The 15,543-nt window shown below is 68.5% G+C and carries 15 protein-coding genes; 12 read left to right on the top strand and 3 right to left on the bottom strand.

Going from position 1 to position 15,543, the window contains the following annotated elements:
* The first annotated feature begins 7 nt into the window (after window positions 1-7).
* From J7I44_RS15260 to J7I44_RS15230, 7 genes are all read left to right on the top strand, one after another.
* Window positions 8-658: a YggN family protein gene (locus J7I44_RS15260; protein ID WP_209622804.1), complete on the top strand. Its 651-nt coding sequence runs from the start codon at window positions 8-10 to the stop codon at window positions 656-658.
* A 24-nt stretch (window positions 659-682) separates the two neighbouring features.
* Window positions 683-1,219 carry a DUF2884 family protein gene (locus J7I44_RS15255; protein WP_209622801.1) on the top strand — a complete coding sequence of 179 codons (537 nt, stop codon included), beginning with the start codon at window positions 683-685 and terminating at the stop codon, window positions 1,217-1,219.
* Window positions 1,220-1,258: 39 nt separating this feature from the next.
* Window positions 1,259-1,972 carry a DUF4386 domain-containing protein gene (locus tag J7I44_RS15250; RefSeq protein WP_209622797.1) on the top strand — a complete coding sequence of 238 codons (714 nt, stop codon included), beginning with the start codon at window positions 1,259-1,261 and terminating at the stop codon, window positions 1,970-1,972.
* 131 nt (window positions 1,973-2,103) lie between these two features.
* Window positions 2,104-2,520, top strand: coding sequence for a DUF6326 family protein (locus J7I44_RS15245; protein ID WP_209622794.1), 417 nt, complete (start codon window positions 2,104-2,106; stop codon window positions 2,518-2,520).
* Window positions 2,521-2,667: 147 nt separating this feature from the next.
* Window positions 2,668-3,246: a GDSL-type esterase/lipase family protein gene (locus J7I44_RS15240; RefSeq protein WP_209622791.1), complete on the top strand. Its 579-nt coding sequence runs from the start codon at window positions 2,668-2,670 to the stop codon at window positions 3,244-3,246.
* A gap of 76 nt (window positions 3,247-3,322) precedes the next feature.
* Window positions 3,323-4,822 carry a DNA-3-methyladenine glycosylase 2 family protein gene (locus J7I44_RS15235; RefSeq protein ID WP_209622788.1) on the top strand — a complete coding sequence of 500 codons (1,500 nt, stop codon included), beginning with the start codon at window positions 3,323-3,325 and terminating at the stop codon, window positions 4,820-4,822.
* Window positions 4,823-4,983: 161 nt separating this feature from the next.
* Window positions 4,984-5,493, top strand: coding sequence for a methylated-DNA--[protein]-cysteine S-methyltransferase (locus tag J7I44_RS15230; RefSeq protein ID WP_209622785.1), 510 nt, complete (start codon window positions 4,984-4,986; stop codon window positions 5,491-5,493).
* Window positions 5,494-5,536: 43 nt separating this feature from the next.
* On the opposite strand, the gene J7I44_RS15225 is transcribed toward J7I44_RS15230, so the two are convergent.
* Complete coding sequence (locus tag J7I44_RS15225; RefSeq protein ID WP_209622783.1) at window positions 5,537-5,947, bottom strand: hypothetical protein; 411 nt, start codon at window positions 5,945-5,947, stop codon at window positions 5,537-5,539.
* A gap of 47 nt (window positions 5,948-5,994) precedes the next feature.
* Here J7I44_RS15225 and J7I44_RS15220 point away from each other — a divergent pair, with 47 nt between their 5' ends.
* A complete protein-coding gene (locus J7I44_RS15220) occupies window positions 5,995-7,239 on the top strand; it encodes an alkaline phosphatase family protein (protein WP_245188226.1) in 1,245 nt (414 codons plus the stop codon).
* 99 nt (window positions 7,240-7,338) lie between these two features.
* Here J7I44_RS15220 and J7I44_RS15215 read toward each other — a convergent pair whose 3' ends face one another.
* Window positions 7,339-8,601 carry an MFS transporter gene (locus tag J7I44_RS15215; protein WP_209622777.1) on the bottom strand — a complete coding sequence of 421 codons (1,263 nt, stop codon included), beginning with the start codon at window positions 8,599-8,601 and terminating at the stop codon, window positions 7,339-7,341.
* A 272-nt stretch (window positions 8,602-8,873) separates the two neighbouring features.
* Between J7I44_RS15215 and J7I44_RS15210 the strand changes: the two genes are divergently transcribed.
* Window positions 8,874-9,497 carry a hypothetical protein gene (locus J7I44_RS15210; RefSeq protein WP_209622775.1) on the top strand — a complete coding sequence of 208 codons (624 nt, stop codon included), beginning with the start codon at window positions 8,874-8,876 and terminating at the stop codon, window positions 9,495-9,497.
* A gap of 130 nt (window positions 9,498-9,627) precedes the next feature.
* On the opposite strand, the gene J7I44_RS15205 is transcribed toward J7I44_RS15210, so the two are convergent.
* Window positions 9,628-11,007, bottom strand: a complete 1,380-nt coding sequence (locus tag J7I44_RS15205; RefSeq protein ID WP_209622772.1) for a formimidoylglutamate deiminase — start codon at window positions 11,005-11,007, stop codon at window positions 9,628-9,630.
* 92 nt (window positions 11,008-11,099) lie between these two features.
* Between J7I44_RS15205 and J7I44_RS15200 the strand changes: the two genes are divergently transcribed.
* The 3 genes from J7I44_RS15200 (at window position 11,100) to hutI (ending at window position 15,387) form a co-directional block, all read left to right on the top strand.
* Window positions 11,100-12,665 carry a bifunctional GNAT family N-acetyltransferase/carbon-nitrogen hydrolase family protein gene (locus J7I44_RS15200; protein WP_209622769.1) on the top strand — a complete coding sequence of 522 codons (1,566 nt, stop codon included), beginning with the start codon at window positions 11,100-11,102 and terminating at the stop codon, window positions 12,663-12,665.
* A 65-nt stretch (window positions 12,666-12,730) separates the two neighbouring features.
* Window positions 12,731-14,158 (top strand): chloride channel protein, encoded by a 1,428-nt coding sequence (locus J7I44_RS15195; protein WP_209622766.1) that lies wholly within the window; start codon window positions 12,731-12,733, stop codon window positions 14,156-14,158.
* Window positions 14,155-15,387, top strand: coding sequence for an imidazolonepropionase (hutI, locus tag J7I44_RS15190; RefSeq protein WP_209622762.1), 1,233 nt, complete (start codon window positions 14,155-14,157; stop codon window positions 15,385-15,387). Before J7I44_RS15195 ends, hutI begins: the two co-directional genes overlap by 4 nt.
* The last annotated feature ends 156 nt before the right edge of the window (window positions 15,388-15,543 follow it).

Genomic DNA, 15,543 nt, shown 5'->3' with positions numbered 1-15,543 from the left:
ACGATCCATGAAGATCCGCACGCTCACCCCCGGCGCCATTGCCCTGGTCCTGCTCCTGGCCGGATGCGGCTCTTCCGGCTCGGACGCTGGCGACAACGTGACCCAGGCGATGAAGGAGGTCGACAAACAGACCTACCCATCGATGATCTCGGCCGAGATCCACAAGGGGATCGAACAGGCCAAGCGCGAACTGGCGACCAAGGACATCGACATCGGCCACATCCACGTCGGCCACGGCCGGCAGGATGATCGCGACTCCCTCCCCCATGCGGCCATCACGCCGCAAGGGGATCTGGTGATCGCCGGCAAGACGATCGACGCCACGCCGGAACAGCACACTCTGTTGCTCGATTACCGCCAGCAGGTCGTGGGCATTGCCGAGGCCGGCATGGACATCGGCGAACACGGCGCCAACCTGGGCACCCGCGCCGCCAAGGAAGCGATCTGGGGCGCGCTCACCGGCAAGAGCGACAAGGAGATCGAGGCCAGCATCAAGCCGCAGGCCGAGCAGATCAAAGTCGCCGCCATGAAGCTCTGCCACGACCTGCCGGGCCTGCTGGCCTCGCAGCAGAAGCTGGCCGCGGCAATGCCGCAGTTCCGCCCCTACGCGACCATGACGCAGAAGGATGTCGACGACTGCGGGCGCGACGAAAACTAAACCGGTTCTTCAGGAGGCCAAGGAATGTTCTCTCGTCACTCGCGCTTCGCCCTCGCCCTTGCGGCCAGCCTCGTCCTGGCCGGTTGTGGCAACGGGCTCGATACCACCACGATTGCCAACGGCGGCATCGTGGTCCTCGGCGACCAGGTCACGCTCCACGGCACGGGCAACAGCGAGGCGCTGCTGGACGCCACCGGCCGGTTGGTGATCGACGGCCACGACGTGGCGGTCGATACCACGCAGCGGCAACTGCTCCAGCAGTATTACCAGGGCGCCCGCGCCGTACGCGAACACGGCGTGGCCACCGGCAAGGCGGGCGCCGCGGTGGCGGTGCAGTCGCTGAAGAACGCGGCAGAGCACGTCACCGGCAGCGACAGCGAACAGGCCGACGCGAAGCTCGACACCGCGACCCGGCGGGTCGACGACGAGGCCAACAAGATCTGCCTGGACATCGGCCAGATCCGCGCCGCGCAGAACCGCCTCGCCGACTCGCTGCCCGCCTTCAAGCCGTTTGCCCGGATCATCGACGGCGACGATTCCGACTGCTCCGACGACTCCTGAAAAAGCCCGCGTTCACCCGTACACGAAACGGAGGCAAGCATGAAAGGAAACGCGCGGGTCGCAGGCCTGCTCTACCTGATCACGGTCGTCACCGGCATGTTCTACCTGGGCTACGTGCCCTCGCAGTTGGCGACAGACGGCGACGCTGCGGCGAAGGTCGCGCGGATCGTGCAGATGGACACGTTGTTCCGGCTGGGCATCGTTGCCGAGCTGGCCTGCCAGGCCGCCTTCCTGCTGCTGCCGCTGGCGCTGTATCGGCTGCTGGGCGGTGCCGGCCGGACGGCCGCGGTGCTGATGGTCGCGTTCGCCGCTGCAAGCGTGCCGGTCGCCCTCGCCAACCTGGGACATCGCCTGGACGTCCTGTCGTTGCTGGACAACGCGGACTACCGGCAGATGTTCGACACCGGGCAGTTGCAGGGCCAGGTGATGGTGCAGCTGGGTGCCTACCGGCAAGGCCTGCTCATGCTCGAGGTCTTCTGGGGCGCGTGGCTGCTGCCGCTGGGCTACCTGGTGAGCAAATGCGGCTTGCTGCCGCGGTTGCTCGGGATGCTGCTGATCCTGGGCGGGCTGGGCTACCTGGCCGACTTCCTCGCCACGCTCATGCTGCCCTCGTATGCGGTATCGGCCGTGGCCGACTACGTCCTGCTGCCGGCCTCCGTCGGCGAACTGGGAACCTGCCTGTGGCTGCTGGCCGGCGCATCCGCGATCCGCAACCACGGCGCCCTGTCGATCCAGCCTCAAGGAGGGACCTGATCACCTCCCGCAGGCCGCTGCTTTTTTCAGGAGCCCCACCCTTACGGAGGCACGTCGCCGGCCTCGACGCCGTTTGCCGCGGAGCACACCCGACCGGGCCGTCAGGCCCACCCATCGACACGGAGCAACCGATGGCCCGTACCCGCCTGGAAGACCTCAAGGTCCATGTGAGATTCAAGCTGTCCGCGCTGTGGGCAGCCATCATGTCCTGCTACATCTACGGCGATTTCTGGGGCCTGTACCGGCCCGGCAACCTCAAGGACATGCTCGACGGCATCGGCCCGTTGGGCCCGACGAGCCAGGGCTCGCTGGTGGCCGTGTCCGTGCTCGTGGCGGTGCCGGCGGTGATGATCTTCCTCTCGCTTGCCTTGCCGGCGGCGTTCGCACGCTGGCTCAACCTGCTGATCAGCATCGCGCTGACCGCGATCATCCTTGCCACGCTCCCGGGCGCCTGGGCTTTTTATGTGTTCATGAGCTGCGTCGAGATCGCGCTGCAACTGGGCATCGCCTGGTACGCCTGGCGCTGGCCGCGGCAAATCGCAAGCTGACCCGCGCGGGCCTGCCCCGCTTCCATCGCACCCTCTCCCCCGGAGGCCGAACCGGCCGCCGCACTCCCCCCTCATGCCCGAGGTATGCCCATGCGACTGATCAGGATCCTGCTTGCCGCCCTTCTCGTTGCCTTGCTGCCAGCGTCCATGGCGCTGGCCGCGGCCCCACCGCGAACCGTGCTGCTGTTGGGCGACAGCCTCAGTTCGGCCCACCGCATACCGGTCGAATCCGGCTGGGTTCACCGCCTGCAGGACCGGCTGACGCTCGCCAGTGCGACGCCACCGGTGCTCATCAATGCCAGCCGGGCCGGCAAATCGATGACCGATGCGCTCGCGGAACTGCCTGGCTTGCTGGCAAAGCACCATCCCGACGCCGTCATTCTCGAACTCGGCGGCAATGATGCCTTCCTCGGCGCCAGCGAAATGCAACTGCACCGGGATCTTTCCCGTCTGATCGATCTGGCCCGCAACGCCGGTGCGCGGGTGGCCGTGCTCGGCTTCGAGATTCCGCCCAGGCTGGACCGCGATCATTGCGGTGCGCGGCTGAGCGCTGTCTATCGGCGGGTGGCGGGCGAGAAGAACGTCGTGCTGCTGCCCTCGCTGATGGCCGGCGTGTCCGATCATCCGTCGCTGCTGCTCGACGATGGCGTCCATCCCACGGCCGCCGCCGGTGCGCGCGTGCTGGAAAACGCCTGGGGCACGCTGAAGCCGTTCCTGCTGGATTAGGACTGGCGCCGATCTGCTCTCATTGATGTCCGAAAGCGGCGAGTGCTGCGCGATGGCCGGTGCTAGCCTGCATCGCATGTCCACAGCGCAAGCCAAGCTGCCCGACCACCAGGTCTGCGAACAGGCCCGCCTGAGCCGCGATGCGCGCTTCGACGGGCTGTTCTTCACCGCGGTGACCAGCACGCGCATCTACTGCCGCCCGGTCTGCCCCGCACCGCCGCCCAAGCCGTCGAACGTGCGCTACTACGCCAACGCGGCGGCGGCCGAGGCGGATGGTTTCCGTCCCTGTCTGCGCTGCCGTCCCGAGCTTGCACCGGGCCACCCGGCTTGGCGTCGTGGGGAACACGTGGTGGCGCGCGCGCTGGAGATCATCGACGACGGGGCGTTGTCGGAGGGATCGCTCGATGCGGTGGCGTCCCGCGTAGGCGTCGGTGGGCGGCAATTGCGCAGGTTGTTCGTCGAACACCTGGGCACACCGCCGCTCAGCGTGCACACCACGCGCCGGCTGCTGTTCGCCAAGCAGTTGCTGACCGAGACCGCCTTGCCGGTCACCGAAGTGGCGCTGGCCGCGGGCTTCGGCAGCCTGCGCCGCTTCAACGCGGCATTCGCGCAGGCCAACCGCATCGCACCCAGCGAGCTTCGGCGCCACCCCCGCGCGCTGGATGCCCATCACGCGCTGGTGCTGCGGCTGAGTTATCGGCCACCTTACGACTTCGACGGCGTGCTGGATTTTCTGCGCACGCGCGCCCTGCCCGGCATCGAGCAGGTGGATGAGCATGCCTACGCGCGCGTGTTCGGCCCCGCCGAGGCGCCCGGCTGGTTGCGCCTTTCGGCCTGGCCCGGCGGCGAGCACGCCCTCAGGCTGGAACTGCATTGCCCGCAGCCGGACCGGCTGCTGGCGGTGGTGACGCGGTTGCGGCGCATGTTCGACCTGGACGCCGAACCTCAGGCGATCGGCGCGACCCTGGGCGCCGACGGCGGCGTGCTCGTGCCTCTGCTGCACCGACGGCCGGGCCTGCGCCTGCCCGGCGGATGGGACGGTTTCGAGATTGCGGTGCGCGCGGTGCTGGGCCAGCAGGTCAGCGTGGCCGCGGCGCGCACGCTCGCCGCCCGCATCGTGGAGCGCTGGGGCCAGCCGTTGGCCATCCCCGCACTGCCCGGCCTGGGGCGATTGTTCCCGGCAGCGGAGCGGCTGGTGGACGCGGACCTGCGCGAGGTAGGCGTGATCACCGCGCGAGCGCAGACCATCCGCGGCATCGCGCGCGCGTTGCTTGACGGCCGCGCGGATTTCCGCGCCGGGCAGTCGCTGGACGCCTTCGTGGCGCACTGGACCGCGCTGCCCGGCATCGGTGAATGGACCGCGCACTACATGGCGATGCGCGCGTTGAGCCATCCGGATGCCTTCCCCGCGGCCGACCTGATCCTGCGCCGTGCGGCGGCCCGTGACGGCAGCGAACTGAGCACGCGCGCACTCTCGGCGATGGCCGAATCCTGGCGCCCCTGGCGCGCCTACGCAGTCATGCATTTGTGGCGCAGCGTGGCGGATCAGGCGCCACCTGCAAGAAAGCGCGCGTGAGTATGCAGGGCTCTTCGACGTCGCTGCGCCACGCTCGGGCCGAACAGTCGGGAAGCACCCGCCTGCGCCGGAGACAGGCCATCCCTCTCCATCCGCCGTTCTCCTGAGCGCAGGCCCTCCGGGCCGAAGTCGAAGGGCATCCAAGGCAACGAGCGCGACCCGTGAACCCTGTCTGGTACGACAACCTGTCCACCCCGATCGGCCAGCTCCGCCTCGTCGCCGACGAACAGGGCCTGTGCGAGGTGTGGTTCGAAACCGGCCGCCACCAGCGCGAACCGGATCCTTCCTGGGAGCACTCGCCACCGGCGCTCGCCTTTGCGCGCAAGCAACTGGAGCAGTATTTCGCCGGCACCCGACAGGTGTTCGAATTACCGCTGCATCCGCGGGGCACGCCGTTCCAGCAGGCCGTGTGGCGAGCGCTCGCAGGCATCCCCTACGGCGCGACCATCAGCTACGGCGAACTGGCACGACGCATCGGCCAGCCTCGGGCGATGCGTGCCGTCGGCGCCGCCAACGGTCGCAATCCCTTGCCCATCGTGCTGCCGTGTCATCGTGTGATCGGCGCCAACGGCAGCCTCACCGGCTTCGGTGGCGGCCTGCCAACGAAACGCTTCCTGCTCGCTCATGAGAGCGGCGTGGCGCGCGGAGACCTGTTCGGCCCGATGAACTGAGCTGTCGCACGCGCATGCCACGCGTGCGCACGCAACGGACCGGTCAATCCCCGCTGCGCGAGGACGCCGGCGCCTTGCCCGAACGCACCAGCGGCGGCGCGACGGCGCTCTGGTAGCGGTTGAGCAGATCCTGCTGGCGGGCGCGGTAGAGTTCCTGCTGCGCCTGGTCGCCCTGGTCCAGCCGGGTCGCGTGGACGGTGCTGGCGGCATAAGGCCGGCGCATGGCGTCCGCGCGTCCCTGTCGCAGTTGTTCTTCGACCCGGTTCTTCTGCAACTGGTCGCGCACCTGGTTTTCCCGCACGGTCTGCTGGAAGCGTGCGTTCGAAGGCGGCTGCACCACGATCACAGGGCGGGGCGTCGCGGGCTGTGATTGCCAGGCGCAGGCTGCCGCAGGTAGCGCCAGCGCGAAGGCAACAGGCCAGAAGCGTGATGGCGCACGGGTTTTGAACGACATGGAAGCGATGCGATGATGGCGAGTTGTCGCATCGTACGAACTCGCCTATGAAAAACCTGTTTCGTCTCTTGTGCTGCCTGATGTTGGCATTCAGCGCCGGTTGCGCCATCCCGACACGCACCACCGATAACAAGCCGACGCCGCTGCTGCTGGTTTCGATCGATGGCTACCGTGCCGATTACCTTGATCGCGGCCTGACACCCACCGTGGCGATGCTCGCGCGCGATGGCATCCACAGTGCCATGCAGCCGTCCTTCCCCTCGCTCACGTTCCCGAACCATTACACGCTCGTGACCGGCTTGCGCCCCGATCACCACGGCATCGTCAACAACACGATGTACGACGCGCAACTGGGCAAGTTCTCGCTGCACAACCGCAAGGCCGTCAGCGACGGGCGCTGGTGGGCCGAGGGCACGCCGCTGTGGGAGACCGCGGACCGCTACGGCCTGCTGACGGCGACGATGTTCTGGCCCGGATCGGAGGCCGATATCCATGGTCGCCACCCCGACCACTGGCAGCCGTACGACGGCAACGTGACGCCGACCCAGCGCGTCGACCAGGTGCTGGCGTGGCTTGATCTTCCGCCCGACCGGCGGCCGAGCTTCCTGACCCTGTATTTCGATGCCGTCGACCACGCCGGCCACTATCACGGGCCGGATTCGCCGCAGGTCGACCAGGCGCTGCGAGAAACCGACCAGGCCATGGCGCGGCTGGTGCGGGGGCTCAGGGAGCGCGGCCTGTTCGACAAGATCAATCTGATCGTGGTCGCCGACCACGGCATGGCTTCGGTGCCGCTGGACCACAGCGTTCTGATCGAACGGCAGCTGGATCTGGACAACGTGCAGGTGGTGAGCCTGGGCGTGCTGGCCGGCTTCAATCCCAAGCCCGGGCATGACTTCGCTGCGGTCGAGGCGCGGATGGAACGCCCGCACCCGCACATGCAGTGCTGGGACAGGACCCGGGTGCCGGCGCGCCTGGCTTACGGCCACAACCCGCGCGTGCCGCAGTTGCTGTGCCTGGCCGACGTCGGCTGGCGCATCACCACGGCCGACTGGCTGGCCTCGCACAAGGGCCGCATCAGCATAGGTGAGCACGGGTACGACAACGCGGCGCCGCAGATGCGGGCGCTGTTCGTCGCCCACGGCCCGGCATTCCGCGATGGCGCGACGGTGCCGCCCTTCCCCAACGTGGACGTCTACCCGCTGATGGTGCACCTGCTCGGCCTGCCGCCGCAGCAGAGCGATGGTGACTACGACGCGGTCAAGGAGATGCTGGAACCGGCGGCACGCTGACACTCTCCCCTGCGGGAGCCCGCTTGCGGGCGATGCTTTTGCTCCCTTCCCCGGGAGCATCGCCCGCAAGCGGGCTCCCACCAAGAGCGGCGCCAGGGGCTAGGGCAACGGCGGCTCGGTTCCCGGCGAGGGCGGCCCCGGCAACGGCTTCAGGAAATACAGCCTCCATGCAACCAACAGGCCGGCCAGCACCATGGCAGCGATGAAAGCGGCCACGCCGTTCCAGCCGTGGTCGGCATAGAACAGCCCGCCGCCCGCGCCAGCCAGGCTCGAGCCCATGTAGTAGGCGAACAGGTACAGCGACGACGCCTGCGCCTTCGCGTTGCCTGCGCGCCGACCGACCCAACTGCTCACGATCGAGTGACCGCCGAAGAAACCGAACGTCACCGCCACCACGCCGGCGACCACCAGCACCAGCGGCCGGAACACGGTCAGCCCCACGCCCGTCAGCATCAGCGCAAAGGTCGTCCACAGCACGCGCCGGCGCCCCAGCCTGCCGGCCAGGTGGCCCATCCAGGCCGAGCTGAAGGTGCCGATCAGGTACACGCTGAAGATCAACCCGACCACCGCCTGGCTCAGGCTGTACGGCGGCGCCAGCAGCCGGTAACCGATGTAGTTGTAGACGGTCACGAACGCGCCCAGCAGCAGGAAGCCCTCGACAAACATCCATGGCAACCCGGCATCGCGGAACACGCCGGCGAAGCGGGCCATCAGCGTACGTAGGCGCAGCGGCCGGCGCTCGAAGTGGTGCGACGGCGGCAGCAGTCGCCAGAACGTCAGGCCCGACGCCAGACCGATGCCGGCCACCACCATGACGCCCACGCGCCAATCGAAGAAGTCCGCCAGCACGCCGGTAACCAGGCGCCCGCCCATGCCGCCGATGGCGTTGCCGCTGATGTAGAGGCCCATGCCCAGCCCGATCGAGTCGGGGTGCATCTCCTCGCTCAGCCAGGTCATCGCCACGGCGGGCAGGCCGCTCAAGGAAATGCCAAGCAGCGTGCGAAGGACCAGCAGACTGGTCCAGCCGGGCACGATCGCGGTGAGCAGCACCAGCAGTGCCGAGGCGATCAGCGATACGGTCATGACCGACTTGCGCCCGTAGGCGTCGGACACCGCGCCGGCAAACAGCATGGCGAAGGCGAGCACGCCGGTGGTCAACGAGAGCGACAGCGCGCTGGTCGCCGCGCTGACGCCGTAGTCCTTGCTGAATTCGGGCATCAGCGGCTGCACGCAGTACAGCAGTCCAAAGGTGGCGATGCCGGCGGCGAACAGGGCCAGGTTGGCCTGGCGGAACAGCGGCGTGCCGTGGCGGATCAGTGATCCGTCGGCGGTGCCGGCAACCGGCACGGGGTGGTCATTCATCGGCTGCCCTTGGCGGGCCGTAGCGGGTGGGGAGCACCATTGTCCTCCTCTGCGGAATGGCCGCAAAGCCATCCGGCTTCCTCGATGGTCCACGGCTGGGCTGGAATGCGGAACGAAAACGAGCTCCCTCTCCCCTTCCGCAACGTCGGCGTCAACCCTCGTGTGGCACGCTCGGGCCCAGCCCACAACCACCCGCGTTACCCACGATGGATCGCCACGTGCCCCACCCCTCACCTCCCCCTTTTGCCCAAAGGGGAGAGCTAACCAGGCGCTTGGCATCGGGTACGCCCACGATCAGGCCGACATCGTTCCTGCTGCTGGTACTGACGGGGTTGGCCTCGTGCACCGCGCAGACGCCCACCTCCACGGCCCATCACCCCGCATCCGCGTCAGGGATCGTCGACACCGCGCATGGCTTTGCGATCGCGGTGCCGCCTGGCATGTACGTGCGCCACGATTTTCAGCGCAGCTACCTGGGCGGCGCCGCGTGGAAATCGTTCGTAAGAGCAGACGACCACGGCGAACCGGTCGTGGCGCTGGTACTGGACCACTCCAACGCCGTTACCGCGGCGGAACTGCGCATCGGCGTCGGCGACGATGCGACAGCCCGCGCGCATTGCCTGGACGTGCCGGCCAGCGGCGTGCCTGCGCAGGTTTCACGCGTCACCCTGGCCGGCGTGAGGTTCACCCGCTTCCGTGCCGTCGACGCGGCGATGAGCCACTACTTGCGTGTAGACGCTTACCGGGCCGTCCACGACGGCCGCTGTTACGCCATCGATCTGCTGGTCACCGGCACCCGACCGGAGGTCTACGATCCGCCAGCCACGCCGCCCTTCGAACAGGATGAGGCCAGGGAACGACTGCGCGACGCGCTCGCTGGCTTCCGCTTCCTGTAACGCCGCCGCGCCTCCCCGAGCCAACGGTTCTGGCCGGGCAATGTTCGGACGTCCTTACGTGGCCAGGCACCTGAGGGAACCTTCGACCTCGACCACCAGCTACACTCAGTGCGAGCGGCGTTGGATGCACTCAGCCTGGCGGCCGCTGCCTGAGCCGCTGCACCGTTTCGCGATACCGCTGCGCGATGCGCGCTTCGTCGTGGTGCTGGAAATCCCGCACCACCCAGCGCCCGCCGCTCATGACGTGTCTGACCAGCGGCGTGTTGCCGGCGAAGAGGAAACTGTCCAGCAAGGCCGGCTCCTCGCGCGCGGCGAGCAGCGGCGAGCCGTCGTCGAGCACCAGCAGATCCGCGCGATGACCCGGCTGCAATGCGCCGATCACGAGCCCCGACGCCTGCGCGCCACCTTTCAGCGCGGCGCGCCACAGCGCCTGGCCGACGCTCGCACCCTCGTGGCGCGCGGCGATATTGCGGTGGCGCGTGGCCAGGCGCTGGCCGTATTCGAGCCAACGCAGTTCCTCCACGGGCGAAACCGAAATGTGCGAGTCCGAACCGATACCCAGCCGACCGCCCGCGTCCATGTAATCGGCCAGCGGGAACAAGCCATCGCCCAGGTTGGCCTCGGTGGTCGGGCACAGCCCGGCGACCGCGCCGCTGCGTGCCAGGCGTGCGGTCTCCGGTTCGCTCAGGTGCGTGGCATGCACCAGGCACCAGCGTGCGTCGACCTCGGCATGGTCGAGCAGCCATTCGACCGGGCGCACGCCGCGGATGGCCAGGCAGTCCTGCACCTCGCCGATCTGTTCGGCGATGTGGATGTGGATTGGCGTGTCCTGCGCCAGGCCGCTGGCGAGCACGGCCTGGAGCGCGTCCTCCGTTACCGCGCGCAGCGAGTGCAGCGCGATGCCGACCTTCAGATCCGCGTCCTGTTGCGCGCGCAAGGTCTCGAGCAGGCGCAGGTAAGTCTCGACCTCATGGCCGAAGCGGCGCTGCCGCGCTCCCAGCGGTCGCCCGTCGAAACCGCCACGCATGTACAGCACCGGCAGCAAGGTCAGCGCGATACCGGCCTCGCGTGCCGCCTCGACCAGCGCCAGCGACATCGCCTCGGGCGGCGCGTAGGGCGCGCCATCGGGACGATGGTGCAGATAATGGAACTCGCAGACCTGGGTATAGCCGGCCTTGAGCATTTCGACGTAGAGCTGCGCGGCAATGGCCTTCAGATCGTCCGGGCCGATCGAGGCGGCGAAGGCGTACATCGTCTCGCGCCAGCTCCAGAAGCTGTCGTCCACCCTGCCGCGCCGCTCGGCCAGGCCGGCCATCGCGCGCTGGAAGGCGTGCGAATGCAGGTTGGGCATGCCCGGCAGCACCCAGGTACCCAGCGTTTCGGCGGGACCATCCTCCACCGCCTGCAACATGCCATCGGCGCCGATGCCGAAAATCCCGTCCCGGGTCCAGCCGTCGCCCTGCCACAGGTAACCGGCATGGCATCGGCGGGGGCGATTGGATGAGGTCATGGGGCTCTCCGGGGCGGACGGCCAAGTGTAGCGCCCGACGGGCGACCGGCCCGGCAACGGTTCCACCACACATCCTTTCGGATACTGGCCGCATGCCAAAGAAGACGCCCGAGCAAACCGCCAAGCTGCTGCTGCGCCAGGCCCGCCCCGACGACGTGCCCGCGCTGGTCGACCTCACCGGCCGCGTCTACTCGCCCGAATGGGGCCATTCGGCCGAGATGCTCCGTTCCCAGCAGACGCACTTCCCCGAGGGCCAGTTCGTCGTCGAATACGCCGGCAAACTGGTCGGCTACTGCGCGACCTTCCGCATCGACGAGGCCACCGCGCTCAAACCGCACACCTGGGCGCAGATCACCGGGGGCGGCATGGGCTCGCGGCACAAGGCCGACGGCGACTGGCTGTACGGCATGGAGGTGGTGGTACATCCGGACTACCGCGGCATGCGCATCGGCCAGCGGCTCTACCACGCACGCAAACGGTTGTGCGTGGACCTGAAACTGCGCGGCATCGTATTCGGCGGGCGCATTCCCGGGCTGGCCAAGGCGATCGGCCGCTACGGCAGCGCCGAGTCCTACGTGCAGGCGGTGGTCGCGGGCGAGCGGCGCGACGCCACGCTGAGCTTCCAGCTCGCCAACGGCTTCGAAGTGATCGGACTGCTGCGCGCCTACGTGCCCTCGGACCACGAGTCGCTGGGCTGGGCGGTGCATCTGGCATGGCGCAACCCCAGCCTGCTGGACCACCCCGACATTCCTTCCATCCCCTCGCCCAAGCACTTGCCCGATTCGGTGCGCGTGGCCTCGGTACAGTATTTCCAGCGGCGCATCCGCTCGTTCGAGGAATTTGCGATGCAGGTGGAGTACTTCACCGACATCGCCGCGGACTACAACGCCGATTTCGTGACCTTCCCCGAGCTGATCACGCTGCAGTTGCTGTCGATCGAGAACGAGGAGCTGTCGCCGGTCGAGGCGATCCGCAAGCTCAGCCAGTACACGCCGCAGGTAAAGGAGCTCTTCAGCCGCCTGGCCGTGCACTACAACATCAACATCATCGCCGGTTCGCACCCCACCGAGCAGCCCAACGGCGATATCCACAACGTCTGCTACGTGTGCCTGCGCGACGGCTCGCTGCACGAGCGCGAGAAGCTGCATCCCACGCCCAGCGAGCGCAACGTCTGGAACATCACCGGCGGCGAGAGCGCAGCGACCATCCAGACCGACTGCGGCCCGATCGGCGTGATGATCTGCTACGACTCCGAGTTTCCGGAAGTCGCCCGCCACCTGGTCGACCAGGGCGCACTGATCCTGTTCGTGCCCTTCTGCACCGACGTGCGCGAAGGCTACCTGCGCGTGCGCTACTGCTCGCAGGCACGGGCGATCGAGAACCAGTGCTACGTGGTGCTCTCGGGCAACGTGGGCAACCTGCCGGGCGTCAACAACTTCGACATCCAGTACGGCCAGAGCTGCATCCTCACGCCCAGCGACTTCCCCTTCGCGCGCGACGGCGTGGCGGCCGATTCCACGCCCAACATCGAGACGGTCCTGTTCGCCGACCTGCGTCTGGAAAGCCTCGCCCGCGCGCGCAACGCCGGCGCGGTGACCAACCTCAAGGACCGTCGCTTCGACCTGTACGAAATGCGCTGGCGGCCGCAGCCGCTGTAGCGCGCGACCGGCGCGCGGCGGATGCCCCGGTCGCGCGCCGTGTCCACTCCCACGATAATGGCCCGATGCCCGCCTCCAATCCCCGCCTGCAGGCCCTGCTAGGCCACGAATTCTTCGCACCGCAACAGTGGAAGCGGCGCATCGCGCTATGGAGCGGCGCGGTACTGGTGGCGCTGGCGGCGATACTGTTCGCCAAGGCCAGCACCTGGGCATACGAGGTGTTCCTGGGTGTCCTGGCGCAGGGGGTGTGGATTCCGCTGATCCTGACGCCGTTGGTGTTCGGGCTGCTCTCCTGGATCACCGCAGGCCGCTTCCGCGCCACCCGCGGCAGCGGCATCCCGCAGGCGATCGCGACGCTGCACGTCGAAGACGAGTCGTTCCGCAAGAACATGCTCTCGTTGCCGATCGCCGCGGGAAAAATGCTGCTCACGCTGATCGCACTGGCCGCCGGCGCCTCGATCGGACGGGAGGGACCGACCGTGCACGTGGGCGCCGGGCTGTTCTACACCTTCGCGCGCCGCTTCGGCTTCACCGACCCGAAGGCAGCTTCGCGCTTCATCCTGGCCGGCGGCGCGGCGGGCATCGCCGCGGCGTTCAACACGCCGCTTGCCGGCGTGGTGTTCGCGATCGAGGAACTGGCCGGCACGTTCGAGCATCGCTTCAGTGGCCTGCTGCTTACGGCGGTGATCGTCGGCGGTGTGGTCTCGCTGGGGATCATGGGCAACTACGCGTACTTCGGCAAAGTCGAAGCCAGTCTGACGCTGGGCCACGCGTGGGTGGCCGTGCTGCTGTGTGGGGTGGTCTGCGGGTTGCTCGGCGGCTTGTTCGCGCGGTTGATCCTGCTCAGCCGGCGCGGGCCGCTGGCGCGCATCGGCGCGCTGCGCGCGCGCTGGCCGGTCGCCTTCGCCACCGGCTGCGGGCTGGTACTGGCGGTGCTGGGCGTGCTGTTCCACGGCTCGGTGTACGGCACCGGTTACGACCAGGCACGCGCCATCGTGCAGCAGGCGGCGGTGACGCCAGGACCGGGTTTCGGCCTGGCCAAGCTGGGCGCCAACGTTGTGTCGTACTGGGCAGGCATCCCGGGCGGAATCTTCTCGCCGGCGCTGGCGGTCGGTGCGGGCCTGGGGCAGAACATCGCCCAGTTCCTGCCTGGCGTGCCGGCCGCGGCGGTGGTGCTGCTGGGCATGAGCGCCTACCTCTCGGGCGTCACCGGCGCGCCGCTCACCTCCGCGGTCATCGCGATGGAGCTGACCGACAACCAGGCCATGGTGATCCCGGTGATGGCGGCCTGCCTGCTGGCCCGCGCCGCCTCGTCGCTACTCAGCCCCACGCCGGTCTACAAGGATTTCGCCGAACGCCTGGTGCAGGACTTCGAGCGGCAACAGGCCGCGCGCCACATGCCTCCCGAGCCAGTCGAACATATCGGGCGGAGCAGCGCCTTCGACGAACCGGCGGCGCCTGCCGACACCCCCGCTCCACAGGAAAAGCCATGACCGCGCCACGTTGGGATCATCTGTTGATGGACGCCACCTTGGCCACCTTCGCCGGCGAGCGTCCTTTCGGATCCATCGAGCGCGGCGCGCTCGCGATCAAGGACGGGGCCATCGCCTGGGTCGGTGCGATGGCGGACCTTCCCGGCTCGGCTGCTGCAGTGGCCCGCACCGTCGAACACCTCGACGGCGCTCTGGTGACGCCGGGCCTGATCGACTGCCACACGCACCTGGTGTTCGGCGGCGATCGCGCGCGTGAGTTCGACATGCGCCTCAACGGCGCCAGCTACGAGGAGATCGCGCGTGCCGGCGGCGGTATCGCCTCGACCGTCGCCGCCACCCGCGCGGCGGACGAGGACGAGCTTTTTCGCCAGAGCCTTCCGCGCGCGCGCGCGCTGCTCCGCGATGGCGTGACCACACTGGAGATCAAATCGGGCTACGGGCTCGAGCTCGACACCGAACGCCGCATGTTGCGCGTGGCGCGGCGCATCGGCGAAGCGCTGGGCGTCGGCGTGCGCACCAGCTTCCTCGGCCTGCATGCCCTGCCGCCGGAGTACCGCGAGCGGCGTTCCGATTACGTGGCCCTGGTGTGCGACGTGATGCTGCCAGCGCTGGCCGCCGAAGGCCTGGTCGACGCGGTGGACGCGTTCTGCGAAGGCATCGGCTTCAGCCGCGAGGAGACTGCACGCGTGTTCGAGCGCGCCCGCGCGCTCGGCCTCCCGGTGAAATTGCATGCCGAGCAGCTGTCCGACCTCGGCGGCGCGGCGCTCGTCGCCGAGCACCGCGGGTTGTCCGCCGATCACCTGGAGCATCTGAGCGAATCGGGCATCCGCGCGATGGCCACCGCAGGCACCGTGGCAGTACTGCTGCCCGGCGCGTTCTACGCGTTACGCGAAACCCGTCTCCCGCCGATCGACGCCTTGCGTGCGCACGGCGTGCCGATGGCGATCGCCACCGACTGCAACCCGGGCACCTCTCCGCTGCTTTCGCTGCGGCTGGCAGCGAACATGGCATGCACGCTGTTCCGGCTGACGCCTGAAGAGGCGCTGCGCGGGATCACGCTGAACGCGGCGCGCGCCCTCGGACTGGCGGATCGCGGCACACTTGCGGTTGGCCAGCGCGCGGACCTGGTGGTGTGGAACTCACGGATGCCCGCCGAACTTTGCTACTGGGTCGGCGGCGATCTGCAGCGGTCGGTCTGGGTGGCTGGAAAACCCTTGCCGCAAGCCTGATCGGAGACCGCGCTGCGAGCGCCCATCAGCCCATCAGCACCTTCCCGGTGTCCACGAGGAAGGCTCGTTGAGGGTGCTGCGGCCCGAGTCCCCATGCCTGCTTGCAGGGAATGGCGACCGCACGAATCCTTCCCCCGCTTGCGGGGGGAAGGTGCC

Source organism: Frateuria flava, assembly GCF_017837635.1.
Classification (GTDB): domain Bacteria; phylum Pseudomonadota; class Gammaproteobacteria; order Xanthomonadales; family Rhodanobacteraceae; genus Frateuria_A; species Frateuria_A flava.
The sequence above is the reverse complement of the archived record's forward strand: the minus strand, read 5'-3'. Positions and strand labels throughout refer to the sequence as shown.